This window comes from Nitrospira sp. (assembly GCA_016715825.1).
Classification (GTDB): Bacteria; Nitrospirota; Nitrospiria; order Nitrospirales; family Nitrospiraceae; genus Nitrospira_D.
The window spans coordinates 1,189,180-1,207,752 of record JADJXO010000001.1 but is presented as its reverse complement, the minus strand read 5'-3'; the positions used below and the strand labels follow the sequence as shown (position 1 = coordinate 1,207,752).

Annotated in this window: 13 protein-coding genes, 1 tRNA gene and 1 pseudogene; 7 read left to right on the top strand and 8 right to left on the bottom strand. The window is 54.0% G+C overall.

The window, feature by feature from the left end; all coding sequences use genetic code 11:
* Positions 1–51: 51 nt before the first annotated feature.
* Positions 52–297, bottom strand: a complete 246-nt coding sequence (locus IPM58_05790; protein ID MBK9306596.1) for a TonB-dependent receptor — start codon at positions 295–297, stop codon at positions 52–54.
* Positions 258–1,465 (bottom strand): annotated as a pseudogene (locus IPM58_05785) (TonB-dependent receptor). Before IPM58_05785 ends, IPM58_05790 begins: the two are co-directional and overlap by 40 nt.
* 338 nt (positions 1,466–1,803) lie before the next feature.
* Here IPM58_05785 and IPM58_05780 point away from each other — a divergent pair.
* The 4 genes from IPM58_05780 (at position 1,804) to IPM58_05765 (ending at position 6,998) form a co-directional block, all read left to right on the top strand.
* Entirely contained in the window at positions 1,804–2,472 is a 669-nt protein-coding gene (locus IPM58_05780; GenBank protein ID MBK9306595.1) for a response regulator transcription factor, read from the top strand.
* 464 nt (positions 2,473–2,936) lie between these two features.
* Positions 2,937–4,211: a multicopper oxidase domain-containing protein gene (locus IPM58_05775; protein ID MBK9306594.1), complete on the top strand. Its 1,275-nt coding sequence runs from the start codon at positions 2,937–2,939 to the stop codon at positions 4,209–4,211.
* The gene (locus IPM58_05770) at positions 4,178–4,939 is read left to right on the top strand and encodes a multicopper oxidase domain-containing protein (GenBank protein MBK9306593.1); all 762 of its coding nucleotides are present in this window, start codon (positions 4,178–4,180) and stop codon (positions 4,937–4,939) included. The genes IPM58_05775 and IPM58_05770 overlap by 34 nt, the downstream gene beginning before the upstream one ends.
* 58 nt (positions 4,940–4,997) lie before the next feature.
* Positions 4,998–6,998: a copper oxidase gene (locus IPM58_05765; protein MBK9306592.1), complete on the top strand. Its 2,001-nt coding sequence runs from the start codon at positions 4,998–5,000 to the stop codon at positions 6,996–6,998.
* Between the two features lie 215 nt (positions 6,999–7,213).
* On the opposite strand, the gene IPM58_05760 is transcribed toward IPM58_05765, so the two are convergent.
* Together IPM58_05760 and IPM58_05755 are read right to left on the bottom strand one after the other, a co-directional pair.
* Entirely contained in the window at positions 7,214–7,720 is a 507-nt protein-coding gene (locus tag IPM58_05760) for a hypothetical protein (protein MBK9306591.1), read from the bottom strand.
* A 142-nt stretch (positions 7,721–7,862) separates the two neighbouring features.
* On the bottom strand, positions 7,863–9,005 hold the full coding sequence (locus IPM58_05755; GenBank protein ID MBK9306590.1) for a response regulator: 1,143 nt from the start codon (positions 9,003–9,005) through the stop codon (positions 7,863–7,865).
* A gap of 475 nt (positions 9,006–9,480) precedes the next feature.
* Here IPM58_05755 and rph point away from each other — a divergent pair, with 475 nt between their 5' ends.
* The 3 genes from rph (at position 9,481) to IPM58_05740 (ending at position 10,967) form a co-directional block, all read left to right on the top strand.
* Entirely contained in the window at positions 9,481–10,203 is a 723-nt protein-coding gene (rph, locus tag IPM58_05750; GenBank protein MBK9306589.1) for a ribonuclease PH, read from the top strand.
* Positions 10,196–10,822, top strand: a complete 627-nt coding sequence (locus IPM58_05745; GenBank protein ID MBK9306588.1) for an XTP/dITP diphosphatase — start codon at positions 10,196–10,198, stop codon at positions 10,820–10,822. The genes rph and IPM58_05745 overlap by 8 nt, the downstream gene beginning before the upstream one ends.
* A 68-nt stretch (positions 10,823–10,890) precedes the next feature.
* Positions 10,891–10,967: transfer RNA gene (locus tag IPM58_05740), tRNA-Pro, on the top strand.
* A gap of 616 nt (positions 10,968–11,583) precedes the next feature.
* On the opposite strand, the gene IPM58_05735 is transcribed toward IPM58_05740, so the two are convergent.
* From IPM58_05735 to IPM58_05720, 4 genes are all read right to left on the bottom strand, one after another.
* Positions 11,584–13,020: a sigma-54-dependent Fis family transcriptional regulator gene (locus IPM58_05735; protein ID MBK9306587.1), complete on the bottom strand. Its 1,437-nt coding sequence runs from the start codon at positions 13,018–13,020 to the stop codon at positions 11,584–11,586.
* Positions 13,021–13,035: 15 nt separating this feature from the next.
* Positions 13,036–15,372 carry a GAF domain-containing protein gene (locus tag IPM58_05730; protein ID MBK9306586.1) on the bottom strand — a complete coding sequence of 779 codons (2,337 nt, stop codon included), beginning with the start codon at positions 15,370–15,372 and terminating at the stop codon, positions 13,036–13,038.
* Positions 15,373–15,380: 8 nt separating this feature from the next.
* Positions 15,381–16,349 carry an ABC transporter substrate-binding protein gene (locus IPM58_05725; protein ID MBK9306585.1) on the bottom strand — a complete coding sequence of 323 codons (969 nt, stop codon included), beginning with the start codon at positions 16,347–16,349 and terminating at the stop codon, positions 15,381–15,383.
* A gap of 95 nt (positions 16,350–16,444) precedes the next feature.
* On the bottom strand, positions 16,445–18,487 hold the full coding sequence (locus IPM58_05720; GenBank protein MBK9306584.1) for a TonB-dependent receptor: 2,043 nt from the start codon (positions 18,485–18,487) through the stop codon (positions 16,445–16,447).
* Positions 18,488–18,573: the final 86 nt, after the last annotated feature.

Here is an 18,573-nt window from a genome sequence, read left to right as displayed (position 1 = left end):
GATCCTAAAACTGCGGTCGCTGGTGGGGGTGATCCCGGAAGGGTTAAAGGATTAAGACGTTGGGCCAACCTCGATGGTTGTCGGAGGGCGATAGGCGACCGAGCCAGATAGGCCGAGCGCATGGTTCGAATTCAGGTGGTACACCAGCGCACCACGAGGCGACAGGGTGGGGTTGATGAGGGTATCGAGATCGTAGCGGAGACCAGCGCTTACTTCCAGAGAAGGGAGCACCAACCAGTCCCCTTGGGCATAAAGGCCTAACCGATTCTCGGCCGTCCGGTACTGAAGATGTTCGATGAAGCAATAATATGGCGAAAGTTGGTGCCGAGGTTGAACTTCAGCTTTTTAGATGGCCGGAATTGGTAACGCGATTCGAAATCATAGGTATTGAATGATAACTCGAGATCTCTCTTCCCGGATCGGTCGGTCAAGGCAACGAGGGGAGTCAAGGGAGGAATTACGCTTGGGGTGCTCTCGGCAAAGAGACCATTCCACCAGCCACGGACAAGCAGGCCGTTCTGTTCGTAGCTGAGCAGAGCATGGGCCTGGGAGTGATGAGAATCGACAGTAGCAGCATCTGCTGTGAACCCGTTGTAGGGATTAGATCGACCGATGCCTGCCTCGGCCCGTATCTTTCCACTGTTTGAAAGGCGATACTCCGTCATGCCACCGATCCGTTGATTATTGAGGGCAGCTGCACCTCTGTCAGGCCAGCGCTGAGACTGCTCATGCCCGCCCGACACGCGATAGCCCCAGTTGCCCACGGTTCCAGCTTGGATCGCACTTGTGAGCAAGGTGCCAATTTGGCCTCCCGCAACCTGCAAAGTGGTCCCGCGCATCTCTTCTGGAGATTTCGTGATGATATTCACCACTCCGTCAAAGGCATTAAATCCGTAGACAGCCGATGCTGGGCCCTTGAGGACCTCGATCCGTTTGATTTCAGGCAGTGCTATTGGGAGGAGCTTCCATAAGACGATTCCGGCTTGGTCAATGTAGAGATGGATCGGCCGTCGATAAGAACAAGGACTTTATTGGCGAGTAACTGATTATTACCACGCACACTGACATTGAAATCGACAGCGCTGGTTTGCATGACTTCCATGCCCGGGACTCGGCGGAGGAGTGTTGGAATGTCGGTGGCTCCTGAGTTACGAATATCTTCGTCGGTGATCACGTACACGTCGGATGGGGCGTGGGAAATCGGCTGTTCGTACCGGCTCGCGATGCTGACGGTTTCCTCTTTTAAGTAGAGCGTTTCCTCCTGGAGCTGCTGATCTGTCGACGAAGATGTGCGGAGGAGGGGGAGTGAAGGATCAGCCCAAGTATATGAAACGTGGCTTACCCAGCAAGTGGCGAGGACGGCGGCCATGCCGCATTTTAAGGCCAAGCAGTTTGAATGCCTCGGCTTGTACGGCGTGGGGTGTGTGCTTCTGCCGAGGTGATCTATCTGCAAAATTGGCTGCATGGACGACGTGAAGCCGGAAATGTACGCGAAGCCGAATTCGGTATCAACACTTAGGAATCAACATGTTGTGCCACCTTCATGAGGTGAATCGAATTAGATACAGAATCGAATTAGATACATCATCGATCTGATGACATCACCCCGACGAAGAGATCCGATCCACACAATGAGACCCGGATGGACATTTCCTGCCTTGTCGCTTACTTACCGAGGCCGTACCTGTGAACTTTCAGATGCTGAGGCTACCATGATGCCAATCAGAGTGGGGGAATGGGATTCGCATGGTCTACAATCTTCATCACTGACTCCGGACCGTTTCCTCCTGTGGGGGGCGCACAGTGTCTCCAGCAGATTCTCGGCGACAAGTTCGCGTAATGCTGGTCGACCGGTCTGATGATGTCCTTCAACGGCTGAAGACAGTCCTTACTAAGAACCACCGCACGGTTGTGGTGGGCACCGCACGGACTCACGCTGAAGCCAGAATGTTGTTACAAACCTGTCGTCCCGATGTCGTGGTCTTGGATATTCAAGCAGGAGATTCCTATGGGATTCATCTCTGTCGGACTATTCGCACGTGCTACCCGAAGATCGCGGTCCTGTTTTTCACCGCCAGCGACGATAAACGACTTCTCAAGTCTGCCATTCTTGCCGGTGCGCAGGGCTACCTGCTGAAGCAGGCATCGGGTGAGGCCGTGGCGAAGGCGATCGAGGTCGTTGCTGCCGGGCAAGCCGTCGTGGACCAACAATTGACACAAGAGATCCTGAAATGGGTTCGTGAGCGGAGTGGCCTAAAGCAGCGGACGCGATCCAGCGGGTGCTCAGCATCGGACCTGCGTGTGTTGTCGCTCATTGCGGCGGGAAGAACCAACACAGAGATTGCGCGCCATCTGAACGTCTCGCCTGGAGTATTCCGGGCGAGACTGCTGAAAATCTACAAACAGTTGGGGATCTCGAGGAGATCGGCCGCGGCGAGTTATTTCACGCGGTGGGAACAGCGAGTCTTGTGAACGATCACTCGCTCATGCGTGAGAGCCTCCATTTCTTCGAGCTGAATCTGATCGGATACAGAATCGAATTAGATACGTGTATCTCTGAAGCACAGTACGAATCATCCCACCCGCTTGCCCGATCGGCGACACATCGAGACCTCTCTGGCCTACGAATACTGCACTGGGTGTGCGTATCGTCCTTTTTCCACGACCCATGAAGCATTGCCCTTGATCGAACGGTCGTTTGTTCTCGCAGGTACCACTTGATGGTACACAATTTGCTCTAACCCCACTAAACAGCTGGTTTGACCGGCGGTTCTTTGTAGCGGGTGAGGTGCATCCAGTCCAAGTTGGATATTTTGAAACCACAATTGTGGTGGTTCACGGTTTGGGGCGACGCGGTGAGTGGGTAGTAGTAGAGCGGAAGGGGTCGTTTCAAACAGCTGAGCAGATCGTATTGGTTATAACCAGGGAGATGTACTATGACTCAAGGGTTACCAGGTCATTCGGCGAACGTCGAAAACGTAAGTACGTGGAAGGCATGTCTCGTGGCCATCTTGGCGGTCATGTTGTTCGTGTCCGGTAAAGAATCGGCACTGGCCACAACTGGAGTTGGGCCGTATGAGGTTCCACAGGTTAAAGACGCGAATAATGATCCAACCATCGTCGAGACATGGATTGTGGCAGACGAGGCGACCGTCAATATTGCTTCGCCTGGCAGTCCGGATGTGACGGCGAACGGGATGGCGTTTAAGAGCTGCTCAGACAAGCAGCTGAGTGACTGCACGCAGCCTGGCATCCCTGGTCCGGAGTTTCGGCTTAAGGTGGGAGACCGGGTCATCGTCCATTTTGTGAATAACCTCGAGAAGTCAGGTTTGGATCCAGAGGCAAATGTGTCGGGTATTCACTGGCATGGCATCGAGTTGAACAATGCCAGTGACGGCACGGAAGTGACTCAGCCTGCAGTGGACCCCAAAGGGGGGAAGTTCGTCTACGATTTCATCGTCAGCCGGCCGGGGATCTTCTGGTACCACCCACATCATCACTCTTCGACCAATCAAGTGGCCAAAGGACTCTACGGGTCGATCATTGTTGAAGATAATCAGGGACATGAAGCACAACTCCGGAATCATGGTGTGATCCCGTCGGCAGAACAAACCAAGACGCTGGTGCTCAGCGATATCACGGTCTGCAATGCTCCGGGAACGGGGACCAACCCGGCTACATTTGCTGGTGATCTGCCGCACGTGAGTGGCGTTGAGGCATGGGAGATCAACTACTCAAATGATGATTTGAATCAGTCTCCGCTCATCCTGTGTGAAGTGGAGCCGCGGGATGCCAATGGAGTGTATACACCGAGTCTCTACCAGGCCGGAGACGTTCCGAACATTCAAGCTCCCAGCTTGACTGGTCGTATGAGTGAAGGGTTTACGGTCTTGACCAACGGCGTACAGGTTGATGCAAGGGGAGGGACTCCTAGTGCCCCAGCGGATCCTTCATCGAGTGTGTTGGCAAATGCACTTGAGGTCCAGGCAGGTCAGGGACTGCGATTGCAGATCGTGAATCCCTCGCCGGTCCGTTACATGCGCCTTCGGTTGACCACCAGTAGTGGGGCACAAGTCAACCTGCTTCGAATCGGTGGAGAAGGAGGATTGCTCGATCATGCGGTACTAGAGGGGGCATCGTCGGCGAGTTTGATTTTAAATATGGGCAGGGCGAGATTTTGGTTCCGCCTGCCGGTCGTGCGGATGTGGTAGCGGCGATTCCGGAGAACGCCACAGGCGCTCTGACCCTCTGGACAGAGGATTTCGAGCGGGTGGAAGCCACCTACTCCTGGACCCCGACAGTGCCGGTGATGCACCTGAAAGTTAGTGGTAGCCCGGTCACATCTCCGTCGTTGGTAAAACAGGCGGGGGATCCTCTACTTACAAAGGTGGGAGCCTCGGTCAAGGTGCTCGGTGCAGCACCAGATAATCTTCTTGCCCCTTCCAAGGGTGAAGATGGATCGACGAATAAAGACATCCAGCTGACCTTCTGGGCCAACAGCGGCGCGTTTCAGGCGTCGATTGACGGGGTCCCGATGCCGAGAGACTTCACGGGTCTCGGTAAAGATGGTCTGGCCAGCGGTGGCTATCCTTTTTTCCTAGCCTCAGCCCGTCATGCAACCCTTGAGAATACATTGGAACTCACGGTGACCAATACGACGGGGGCGCACCATCCGTTTCATTTGCATGGGTTTTCGTTTCAGCCCACGAAACTGGCTCCACACGCTGGCACCACCGGACCGATCTATGAATTCCCGTATCATGAGTTTCGGGACATCATGGACGTACCTGCGAATTATACCTTCACGTTTCGGGTTTCCTTGGACGATCGGCCGACTGCAAAAAAGTCGAAGGGGGGAGGACTAGGGCGGTGGCTGTTCCATTGTCACATCCTTCCTCATGCCACGTTCGGGATGATGTCGGAGCTTCACGTCCACTGAAACGAAAACACCAAGTGTCAACACAGATGAAACGCTTGAAACCCTAAAGGAAGACACTATGAAAACACGACATCTTTTATTGGCTGCACTCGGTATGCTGGTGGCGTGGGGCATGGCTGGCATGGCCCACGCTCAGGCTCCTGCTCCCGATGAGCCTGTCGTCTCATTCGAGGCTGGAGACAGGCCGGGAAACTTTTTTACCTGTTCGAATACAGGCAATTCGGCATCTGGAATCGGGTGTGTGCCTGCATCCATTGGAGGGGCTCAGCAGAGGTCCCTCGCCGTCATTCGCCCCGGAGAAACGGTGGGGTTTCCCACGTTTAGCGCAGAAGCCAGCACGATCCATACGGTGCTGAGCTTGATTTGGCCCACGGGTGCCTCAAATATGCCATTCAAGGCGGCCATCGATTTTCTCAACCCGGCACCGGGGGGGGTGGCCACTGTGAAGTTGACGGAGCCAGGTTTGTACGTCTTCATCTGTGACATCCACGTCTATATGTTCGCGGGTGTCATCGTGGATGATCCCGCTACGCCGGAATTGGATCTCGGCAAAACGATTACACTGGTTAACAATATTACGGTTCCGACATTCAGCGACTTAGCGATCCGCCTCTTGCGCACCTTCTTCATCATCACGGATCCGGGGAATTGGAAAGATTACACGAAGACCACGTGGACACCAGCTTTTCCGGCTGTCCCGGTGATTGTGCACGATGTTGATGGAAACGCGATCCCGGTTTCTGATCTTTCCGCGGTGCTTTCGATTGGGACCGTTGATCTCACGGATGACGCAAATAAATTATTTAACCCGACAACTGCAGGAGTGGGTGAAATCTGGATCGATACGCAGTTTGAATTGACGGCAGGCAAATCCAAGCCGGGAGCAGCAACGGTCATTGACGGAAAGACGTGGGCGTTGACGAGGAAGATTGCACTCCCAGAGACCAATATGAATCATCCCCACAACATGTGGACGGATCGAGATCAGAAGGTGATCTATCAGACCCAATGGTTTGACGAGCGAGTGGCGGTGTTTGATAGAAAGACCGGTGCGTTCATCAGGGAACTGAACGCGGGGCCCGCTCCCTCACATGTGATGACGAGAGCCAATAATGATTACGTGCATGTGGCACAGAACGGTGGCAATAACGTACGAGAATTTAACGCCTTTGCGGGTGGAAATGGCGCAGGTCCAAACCAATTTCTTCGTGATATCCCGATGACACATGCACCAGTAGATAACTCCGACATTATTAACGCCACCCATCCTCATGGTCATTGGATGAGTTCGACCGGGGATAAAATGGTGACGCCCAATGAAAATATCAATACCTCGACACTGTATAACTTTCCGGCCGGTGCCATCCAGGCAACGAATAATACGGGCGCTGTCCCGATCGCCACGGGCATGATGCCGGATTCGAGCAAGTATTACGTGACCAATTTTCTTGATAGCACGATCACTGTCATTGATATGAATTCGAATACGGTAATTAAAACCATCAATTTATTAAATGATATCCCAGATGGGGGGAGCAATAGCTACAATCCGATCACAGGTGAAATTCAAAATTTTGTCGGGGCGCTACCCATTCAGACGCCGGTGAGTCCGGATGGAACCAACATGGTCACGGCTAATACGTTGACCGCTACCATTACGATCGTTGATACCAAAACGGACAAGGTTGTGGCGATGTTGCCTTGTGACCCAGGTTGCCATGGCGTGCAGTACGGCGCAAAGGTAGGGGGCGGCTACTATGCCTATATCGCGAACAAGTTCAGCAACGTGATGCTCGTGGTGGACCCTGATCCCGATATGGATGGCGATCCGAGCAATGCCGCCATTGTCGGACGTGTGCTGCTGGCTGGGACGGCGTCGGCCGTACAGGACGATACGGTGATTGGTAACCCCGGCATGGGTGGTCAGGGCGTCCTGGCTGTTCCAAATGTCTACAACGGTTGGGTCCAGCAATGGGTCAAGAACTGTAAAGGCAAAGACTGCAATTACTGGAAAAAGCAGCTGACTTCGAAGCAGAAAGATCCAGGTCCGGTGCAGTAGATAGTTGATACTGTCCCGCCTGGGGCAAACCCAGGCGGGAGACCTGTCTCGCTTCGCTCATCCAAACATGTTCTCCGCTCGACTATGCCACTTATCCTTGAAGGATGTAGGCTCCCACAGCCGTGGAGCAAGGGTGCTGTGTTAGTGTGTTCCTGGCCTTGTCGATGCGGGTGAGAGAGGAGAGGAAGTGTAGGTGAGCACAGACGGTGATGACGCTAAACTGCCGGCTTGAGCACATCTACTCCTAGATCCACTATCGCGCTCCGTAAAGCATCGACAAGCTGCTTGTAGCGTTCTTCAGCCCACAGGTTGAATGACTCGGCGTCTTGAAACACGAGATCCCAGGCCTTGACAGCATCCAACATCACGAGAGTTTGAGGTTGATCTCGTTCATGGAACAAAACGACCAGGACAGCGGAGTGACCGGTAAGACTAATGTCGGTGAAGATATGGACTGTAGAAGCAGCGGGAAGCCCGGCGTCCCGGGCAGCCGCTTCTAGGATCGGTTCATAGAGACGGTGCAGCAATTGTGCGGTGACCTCGTGAGGGTTGGACGGGGTTAGGAGACGCGGATTCGGTTTTTCCCCGAACAAGTTTTCAGTCAGGTAGGTGGCAGCTTCCCAAGTCGGCATGGCGCCGGAGGCGACCAGCGCTTCGCAGGTATAGGCGATCCAATTTCGAACCCGGGGACGCTTGCGAACCGATGTCAACTTTTTCGGCATACCCACCGTTCCTTCTCTCGTCACCCTCGATGCCACGATACGGGCCCCTGTTTTGGAAAGCTTGAAAAAGTATAGGAGTGAGGCGGTTATCGGTCAATGAATTGTCAAGAACCAAGCAGATGTGCGAAATGTCGGATGCCGATCATAGTTCGTTGATGGGATTCGGATTGACTGGGTCTGCGTACTGTTTATGGATTCGCGTGAGTTCGTCGCTCGAGGCGACGAAGACGTCTAATAATTCCGGATCGAAGTGTTCGCTTCGGTGTTTGAGCATCAGTTCAATCGCGTGGCTCATCTCAAAGGCCGGTTTATAGACACGCCGTGTGGTGAGTGCATCAAAGGCGTCGGCGATGGCCGCGATGCGGCCTTCAATCGGAATGGTATCGCCCTGTAACCCCCGTGGATATCCGGTGCCGTCGAACCGTTCATGGTGAGTGTAAGCGATCACCGCTGCGACTTTCAGCAGTTCCGCATCCGACCCACTCAGGATGCGGTAGCCGATTTCCGCATGCTGTGCGATCACACCAAATTCCTCCTGCGTGAACTTTCCCGGCTTCAAGAGTACATGATCCGGAGTGCCGATCTTGCCGATGTCGTGCATGGGACTAGCCGTGCGAATCAGATCACATCGATCGGGAGAGAGCCCGGCTTTGCGCGCGAGCAACTCACAGTAGTGGCTCATGCGCTGAATGTGCTTGGCGGTAGCATGGTCCCTGAACTCGGCTGCAATGGCGAGTCGCTGAATGGTCTCTTCCCGGGACAGGCGTAGCTCTTTTTCAGTTCGTTCAAGCCAGTCCAGCGCTTGCTGGAGTGCGAGGGTTCTTGTACGGACGATATCTTCTAAATTCTCACGATGCTGGCGATTTTCCATTTCGAGCCGGCGGCGGCGGAGCGCATTTGCGACGTCGATCAGCACTTCGTTCGATTCAAAAGGCTTGACGATGTACCCGAAGGCGCCGACCTCGAGCGCGGCGTTAGCGAGTACCGAGCTGTCGAGCCCTGTGACCATAATTGCGGCTGTATGCGTGTGCTCAGCCAGAGCGTGGCGAACCAGGTCCATGCCGGATTCTCCGGGCATGTTGACATCGCAGAGCATCAACGCAAATGCTTGCTCTTCGAGCTTTTGTCGAGCCTCTCGTGCGTCTCCAGCACCTTCTACATGGTAGCCATGGGATTGGAGCAGATAGGCGAGGAGGCGGCGGATCGGTTCTTCGTCATCGACGACCAGGATATTGCGATTATCGAGGAGCGCTTGGTGGGTGGTCTGATCCAGAAGTATTGCCATGAGTCGAATCGTGTGTGTCTGGTTGGGGCCGAGGATTGTCTCGTTTCTTCTTCCTTATCGGCGCATTGGCGTCAAACTTAACGGTGGTACGGTGTGTACTTGGGTAGGCGGCGTTTGTGCCATCAACTCCTACCTAGGCAGGTTCATTGTCGCGATCCTGGACCAATCGTCGTTCCAGGTGAGGAATAATGAAAGTGCTCCATCTGGATAGACTGTGTGGCGTTCTGCGTTATGCATGGGTTCTCTCCCTTCACTATGCCAGGAGCCGCAGGCACGTCAAGGGATTGTACAGATTTCGCCAAATCCGACGGACTGGTTCCGTACATCTACGCGAGTGGGTGGGCTTTCGGCACTCCGTGTTCTATCAGGGATACTCATGCGATAGGTCGTTTGCGATTTCTCAGAGCCTTCACTATAATTCGCACCCTAGTTATTGAGGAAAGGGTAAAAGAACATGAGTGGAATCTCCGGGTTAGTGCGCTTCGATGGACGGCGGAAAGATCAGGTCCGTCCCGTAAAAGTGACGAGGAACTTCACGAAACATGCGGAAGGGGCGGTGCTCATCGAAATGGGGGATACGAAGGTCATCTGTACGGCCTCGGTTGAGGAGAAGGTCCCTCCTTTTTTGAAGGGAAAAGGAACGGGATGGGTTACGGCGGAGTACGCTATGTTACCGCGGGCGACCCATGACCGATCCCCTCGAGAGGCTGTGAAAGGCAAACAAGGCGGTCGAACCTTGGAAATCCAGCGTCTGGTCGGGCGCGCCCTGCGCTCCGTGACGGATTTATCGAAGCTGGGAGAACGGTCCATTTGGGTCGATTGCGACGTGATTCAGGCCGATGGTGGGACGAGAACGGCGTCCATTACCGGCGCATTCATTGCGTTGGCAGATGCCTGTGCCGTGTTGAAAAAGAAGGATTTACTGAAAACAATTCCGCTGACCGACTACCTAGCCGCGATTAGTGTTGGAAAGGTGGGCGGAGAAGTGATGGTGGATCTAGCATACACCGAAGACTCCATGGCGGAAGTGGACATGAATTTGGTGATGACCGGTCGAGGGCAGTATGTTGAAGTGCAAGGAACTGCGGAACGCACCCCGTTTGCCAAGCAGGACATGGACGAGTTTTTGACCTTGGGGTGGCAGGCGATCGAACGGCTAACGGCCATTCAGAAAGAATTGATTGGTGCGCTTGCTTGATCAGTCTGTCAGCGAGATTGTGCTTGCTACGCGTAACCCAGATAAGGGGCGAGAGCTTGGGGCTCTGCTCGGAGGAATCGGCATACGCATCCGAACATTGGCGGACTTTCCCACCGCGCCGGAGGTTGAGGAAGACGGGGCGACCTGCGAAGCGAACGCGATGAAAAAAGCAAGAGAGATCGCCAAGGTTACACAAGTCCCTGCGCTGGCCGATGATACTGGGTTGGAAGTCGACGCACTGCAAGGCCGACCAGGGGTTTATGCGGCACGCTATGCCGGAGAGCATGCCACCTACGAAGATAATTGTCGGAAGCTCCTTCAAGAGCTCACAGGCGTTCCGGCAGCGAAGCGGAAGGCACGATTTCTGACGGTTGCCGCGATTGCATTTCCTAGTGGCGATGTTCATGTCACACAGGGTACTCTAGAAGGAGTGATCACCGAACAGCCGATTGGAGATCGTGGGTTCGGGTATGATCCGGTGTTTCTCGTGCCGGAATTCGGCAAGACGCTGGCTCAGTTGACGATTGAAGAAAAGAATCGTATGAGTCACCGGGCAAAGGCATTTGTGCAAATGCGTGTATGGCTGGAGGATCACGCGAACACTGACTCCGTCGCATAAGTCCCCCACGGTTCCGGGCGCACATGCGATGGGCTATTGTAGAGATCAGTGACTTACCTGTAACACGTCGGGGCGTAGCGCAGCCCGGTAGCGCGCCTGCTTTGGGAGCAGGATGTCGGAGGTTCAAATCCTCTCGCCCCGACCAAACCAAGCTTGCTCGTACCGCCGGCTGTGTATCGTCCTATCGTCATTGGTGCAGGCGGATAAACCCCACCAGTGGTGGTTCATTCTTGCTCGCTCGACCCGGAGCCTATTTTTTCTCGTAAGGCGACGGGATACACACCCTCAGCATCTTCTCTCATTGCCAACCAAGCCTGCTCCTCGTTTTGTGCCCTATTCAGAGCGGTATCGTCCTGATGCCTACAAGGGTTATCGAAGTATGTGAAGTCCCACGGCAATCACGACCATTGCGACTATCATGAGGGCGATGTAGATGGTTACCCAGATCGCCAGGACGGCCAGTATAGTGTCTCATAAGTTCCTTCACCTTTCGTTCGTGGTGAGCCCTTCGATTCACTCAGGACAGGCCTGTCGAACCATGGACGGAATCAGTTGAAAACACTCGCCCTTCGACAAGGTCAGGGCGAACGGCCAATGTCAACGTAGTCATGAATCACTATGCTAGGCAGATGAATCTGAATCGATCCCACAGCGGATCGAATTTGATGCAGTCATTCGAGAGGGACAGTCGAAGATGTCGACCAGCGTTCTGACAGGCTGAACGGCACGCCAAGAATCGTTCTGGTGTGCCGTCCGCTTCCTCAGTCGGAGAGAGTCGTCGGCGGTTTCGGGGAGATCTGTTTTTGCCGGAGTAGCTTGGTCAAGTACGTTCGCTGTAGGCCCAGCTCGGCGGCGGCTTTGGTCTGATTCCAGCCGTTTCTCCGCAGAGCCTCCTCAATCAGCCTTTGGCCATAGGCGTCCATGCTCTGGTGATAGGAGAAGAAGATGATATCGGTGTTGGCCGCTTGGTTTGTCGGAGGGGGAGTCGTAGTGGTCAATGCGAGATGCTCAGGTCCGATCGTGTCGCCGGGACACAAGACCATGGCACGAGTCAGCACGTTCTCCAGCTCACGAACATTACCGGGCCAGCGGTAACTCCGGAGTGCATGGAGTGCGGTGTCGCTCAGGACGCAGCGCCTGTTGAGACCGAACTTTCCTGGTTGGGTGAGAAAGTGCTCTGCGAGGGCAGGCAGGTCGTCGAGTCGTTCACGGAGAGGAGGCAAGGTTACTGTGATGACGGCAAGACGAAAATAGAGGTCTTCACGGAATGTTCCTTGACGAATCGCCTGTGCAAGGTCTTTGTTGGTGGCGGCGATGAATCGTACGTCGGCTCGTACTTCCTGTGCTCCACCGACTCGATAGAATGTCTTATCGTTGAGCACCCGCAGGAGATGACTTTGCATGGTGAGCGGCATGTCGCCGATCTCGTCAAGGAACAGCGTGCCGCCTTCGGCCATTTCAATCTTGCCGGGCTCCCGTTTGATGGCTCCGGTGAACGCGCCTTTTTCATGACCAAAGAGCTCGTTCTCCAGCAAGTTTTCGGGGAATGCCGCGCAATTGACGGCGACAAACGGCCTGGCTGAACGAGGGCTCCATCGATGAACGGCGCGAGCCACTACTTCTTTGCCGGTCCCGGTCTCGCCGAGCAACAACACGGTGACGGGTGAGGAGGCCGCCTGTTTAGCGATCGCCAGTTGTGCGCCCATCTGCTTGTTGGTTGTGAGGACAGACTCAAACTGGACATCCACTTCCTTGCGGAGCGTTGCGACATGCCGGTACAGCATGACGGTGTCCAGCGCCTTCTTGATCACCACCGTCAAGTGATCGGAGGTGAAGGGCTTCGGCACGAAGTCGAAGGCGCCGAGCTGCATGGCCTGCACCGCGCGCTCAATCGTGCCATAGGCCGTCAACATGACGATAAGGGGAGTCGTATAGGTAGTTGAGTTCTGCGATGTATCTTGATCAGGAGCGTCCTGACGAACGGAGGTCTCGCTGATCTGTTTCAACACGTCCAGACCTGAAAGCAGCGGAAGCTCAAGATCCAATAGGACCAGATCCGGCTCTTCTTCTTGAATCGCTCGCAGCGCATCCTTGCCATTCGTGGCAGTCAGCGCGTCATGCCCCATAAAACTGACTCGGTTTTGCAAGCTGAGGAGGATATCAGGGTCGTCGTCGACAATCAGGATTTTTGCTCGCATAAGGTCCTCATCCTTTCAAGAGAGATGTTGTTCCGCTTCTTCCGCGGCCTTAGGAGGCAGTTCATCAGGGGATGTAGAAACGGGAAGGGTAAAGTAAAACCGTGAACCGGCCTGTGGCTGGCTCTCCACCCATATCTGGCCATGGTGCATGGCGACCAGCGTCTTGGTAATGCAGAGGCCTAGTTGAGCGCCTTGTGATGCCGGCATGGCGGACGGCACTCGAGAAAATTCATCGAAAATATGGGGTACGTGAGCAGGGTCGATCCCACAGCCGCTATCGGAGATACACGTCTGCACAAAGCCTGGAGGCGACAGGCCGAACTCCACGGCAACCTGGCCGCCGGGAGGCGTAAATTTGATCGCATTACCAATGAGATTCCAGAAAATTTGTTCAAGTTTATCGCGATCGCCCTGTACAGATGGAAGGGATTGAACCGTCGGGATCTCAAGTGAGACAGTCTTTTCTGATGCCACCATCCGCAAGCTGTCTGTGACGATCATCGCTATCTGATGAACGCAAACCTCTTCAAGGTGAAGTTCGACTCGCTGAGTATCCAAGCGTGACCAATCGAGCAATTGTGCGATGATTCTGCCCAGTCGAGCGACATTATGTTGAATGCGAGTGAGGTAAGTATGTTGCAGTTCGGTCAACGGACCGGTGACGCCATCGAGCATGTTTTCTGCAAAGCTTCGAATGGCCGTCATCGGGGTTCGCAACTCATGGGACACGACTGAGAGGAAGGTCGACCGACGCCGATCATGTTCTTGGAGTTGGGCATTGGCGTAGGATAGTTCTTCGGTACGTTGCTCAATGCGCTCTTCCAGGTGCTGAGTGAGTTCCGCGAGTTCGGAGTAGGCCTTGGCATTATCGATGGCCGCCGCGACGTGACCGGCGATCGTCAAAAGGATGTCGAGGTCATCTTCGCTGCATGGATGCGTATCTCGGCCTCCGGCAAGAAAACCAAGAATTTTAGCTTGGCTTAGGAGTGGGACGACAACGATTGAACGTGTGCCCGAGCGTTGTAATAAATGAAAGATAGGTGGATAGAAGCGATGAGCGTCTGCTTCTATGTCTTGTATCAGGAATGGTTTACGATGGAAGAGTAGATCGGCAGTGATGCTACCTTCATTAATCGGTATTTCAAGCAGGCGTGCGGCCTCGTCAATTTCTGGACCTGCTCCCATAACTTGCGCGATGGAACAGGCTTTCTTCTCTGGGTGATAGAGGAGAACTGCCATTTTAGAAAAAGCAAGATTGTCCGAGAGCAATGGGAGCACTGCCTTCAGGAGCTGGTCAAGATTGAGCATGTTAGCACTCGCGATTGCAGTGCTGACTTTGTGCGCCGTGGTTAGTTGCGTGACTTGCCGTTTGATTGTTTCGAGGTTCAACGTGATCGCCTGGTTCCGCTCATGCAAAGATTGTGTCATCACATTGAAGGCGTGCGTGAGCTGGCCGACTTCATCCTTCGTCGAGACAGCAAACGGAACCGGTGCGTCCTGTCCATCTGCGAGTTGCTTGGCGGCACCGGCCAGATTGCGCAGTGGGATCGTAATGCGTGATGTCAGCAGATGCGCACTGAGGATCCCGGCGGCGATGATGAACAACGTCAACAACGCAACATTGCGGATAATGATCAGCAGTGTTGCTTTGGCCTGAGCATCGGTCATACCGATACGGACTACGCCGACCACTGGTGGGTGTGCTGTTGGGAATGACGTGCCTCTCTTCTCGTCGAGCTCCTCCGAGAGGTGAGACGAACGAGCCGAATCTTTGAGGACCGGCATCGCAAAGTCGTACAAAGTTTCCTGCCGGACCAAGAATGGAAGGAGCCAATCTGAGGATTCGTCTTGTGGGATCAACGTCTGGTTAGACGCGAGTACCAATTGAGTGATGAGCGGAGCGGTCAAGGGCGTCTTGCCTAAGGACTCAAGCAGGCTATCGTCTGGGTAGAGCGGTTGTGGCGATGTGTCTGGTGAACCTGCGCGCAATCTATTTGTTCGCTTGCTCTGTTGATCCAGGACACGCCCGTCAGACGTCGTGATCATGACATAGACGACCCGGTCGATCGCCATCAGGCTGTTCATGAACTGCTCGAGCGTTTCCCGATCTTCCAAAACGATTCCACCAATTCGAAAATGATCATTTCGTACGGTATTGGTCAGGAGGATTGTTCCAAGTTCCTGGAGATTATCCATCATGACGCTGCGTCTTGTTTCAATGAAATACCAGCTTAATGACGAGCAGGTCACGATCAGAATCATGCTGAACAGCAAGACAAACTTGAACCTAAGGCCGAAGAATCCCGTGGTGGGTTGCGATCGGAGATCCTGATTCATGCGTTCCGCGTCCATCGATCGGCTCAATAGGTTTCGTCGATCAGGCTATCGAGTTCCTTGGGAATCGTGATGTCCAAATAGCGCGCTGTCTTCTGATTCACGGTGATCCGAATCCGTTGGACTGAAACGGGCTTGAGCGGGAGTTGTTGTTCCCCGTTTAAGATACGTTTCGCGAGGAGCCCAGCCTCGCGCCCGACCTCGCCATAATCAATGGACAAGCTGAGCAACGCCCCGAGACGTGTAAACTCGGGTGAAAACCCAATGACGGGAATTTGCTTCGCCACAGCGGATTCCAGGATAAAACGGATCGACTCATCGGTCAGTACGGTTGAGTCCGGGATCAACCATAATGCTTCCGAATGAGACAGTAGCGTCCTGAGTTGTTGAGGAACCTCCTTTTCTTTTGCGACCGGAAAACCCCTCAGCTGGAACTCATGGCCGGCAGCGTGTGATTCTGCTTCCTTCAACTTGGCAGCCGTCTTCTCGGGATTATACAGCACGCCGATCTTGCGCAGAGTCGGGAGAAACGTACGGATCAGCTTTAGTTGCCGGTCCGTCGGAACTTCAATGAGTACGCCGGCCATATTGGCCGCAGTGAGATGATATTTGGCGGGGGCAAGAATCATCATGTAGAGAATCGGGATATCCACGATCTCGAGCTTAGCCGTCAGTGCCGCCTTCAGACCGACCGCGACCACCAGGGTAGAGTCTGTCGCACGAATGGTCCTCGCCAGTCGCTTCCCCTGATCGAAATCACCTCGCAGATCATATTCAACATACGTGGCATTCCCTGGAGCAGTTGCTTTGAATCCCTCCACGGCATCATTGTAGGCTTTGAGGTCAGATGATTTGAGGATCGCGATCTCCGGCCCGGTAGCGAGAGCCGGCTCAGCATAGAGGTAGAAACAAGGGATCAGTACAAGCGCTATTAACCAGGCAGAGCGAGATCTTGCGACGGCCCTCTCTTGGATTCTGATGGTGTAAGCGATCATGATCGTCGATTCAAGAGCGCACTGAGTCTCTTCCGCAAAAAACGAGGTGGAGATATCTTACCGCGTACCAACAGGATGACGCTTCCCCATTCTGGCTAGTACCGCACCGTGAGCCAACCCATGACACGGCTGCCGATTAGATCGCCCAGGGGATGTTCTCGGTGTTTGTCGTTCAATGAGTTAACAGCGGAAACGGCCACTTCGGCGTCTCGCAGGTAGCCTCCGGCTGCTTTCTGCTTCCAAAACGTATAGGCACCACGAAGGTTGAGCAAGGTGTAGCCGTCCACGCGGGAATTCGGCACGGTCGCACCGAAGGGAGCCAAGGTTAGGAAGGTATCGATGACTGGATAGGTGGCAGCGCTACTGTAATGAACGGTCGCCTCGCCACTTAGGCCGCTATCCCATTCGCCTCGCAACCCGGCGTTAACCTTCCATGCAGGACCACCTCGGCGGCCGACTCCGACGAATGTTTGCCCAATCCGCTGGTAGGAGGCATTCACAAATCCACTGAGCCACTGGGTTGCTAGGAATTCTGCCCCAATTTCACCGCCGTACATGTCGGCCACGCCTCCATTGGAAAATGTGCGTGTCGTTCCAATGGTAGTGAAGTTGATCAGATCGGAAATATGGTTGAAGAAGAGATCGCCTCGCACACGGAGTCGGTGTTTGAACCACCAGCCCTGATAACCGAGATCGTATGAGACAATCTGTTCCGGCTTCAGCGTTTGTGATCCCACGAGGGAAGATGGTGGGGGTGAAGGGAACGGTGGAGGAAGAGTTGTGACAAACTGTGCGATGCTCTCACGCTCAAACAGTGTCGGCGGTCGATACGCGACGGATACCGTGGCACGAAGTGTGTGATCAGGAGCAACGGTATAGAGCAGTGAAAACCGAGGACTGATCGTTGGGTTGATGAATGAGTTTAGGTCGTAGCGGACGCCGGCAGTCGCGCTGAGGCGGTGTATGAATCTCCATTCGTCTTGTAGATATAATCCGAATCGGGTTTCCTCGCCACTACTGGCTACACCGTTCCCTGACACCGTGTTGAGCCGATAGTTGACCCCATACGTCAGACGGTTATGTGTCCAGAGGTCCAAACTATGTTGAGTCTCAACATTATACGTATTGGTTAGGAAAGCAAGACGTGGTTCACCGAATTGATTGAGTTCTTGAAGAAGATTGTTCAGAAAGGGGTGCATGATCAAGTCGGCATGGAGGTCGTTTTGGGTCCACCAGCCACGAATATACAAGTTGGGGCGTTCGTAACTGATGTCTGCGTGGCTTTGTGTGAGGGGAGTTGATGGCGTTTGTAAGTTGAACACCGGGCCGTCATAGCGGTGTGCATCAGCCCATCCTCCCGAAAGCCGTATTCGTGAATCGGTCGTTACCGCATACTCTGTCAGCATATGCACTTTATTGTTGTGAAATGCCGAGGTGTCTCGATTACGCCATTGAGAATTCTGGTCATGCCCGAATGAAAGCCGATACCCCAATTTGCCGTAGGTACCGGCGTGAACAGCGGCACTCGAAATCGTGCCGAGCTCGCCTCCGCCCAATTGGATCATCGTTCCTTTGATCTCACTGGGGGACTTGGTGATAATGTTGACGACACCGTCGAAGGCATTAAAGCCGTAGATCACCGAGGCAGGCCCCTTCAGTACCTCAATACGTTTAATTTCAGGTAAAGTGACCGGAATATTCTTCCATGACAGTCCCCCCTGCATGTCGACGTAAATCGAGCGCCCATCGACCATGACGAGCAGTTTATTGGCGTTGAGCTGATTATCTCCTCGAACACTGACGTTGAAATCCGTTCCCGTCACCTGCATGACCTCGATGCCTGGCACACGACGGAGAATCGTCGGAATGTCTGTGGCACCAGAATGGCGGATATCTTCATCGGTGATCACATAGACATTCGACGGGGCCTGCGAAATGGGCTGTTCATAGCGGGAGGCGATGCTCACCGTTTCTTCCTCTTTGAGTAGCTGAAGTTCGTCAGGGACGCCATAGTCGAGCGGCGTGCTCAATGTACTTGTCTTGTCTTCTGCTTGAGCAGCAACGAGGAACACGAACCACACGACAGTGGCGACAAGTGAACGGCAAGTAAATGAGAAGGTTTCCCAAGCGCGTACCATCTGTGTACTGTGTCGATGTGGCAAGACACATGCCGTGAACGATTTGGTTCATGATGGCTGCAGCGGGAGCGGTATGCATTCAAGAC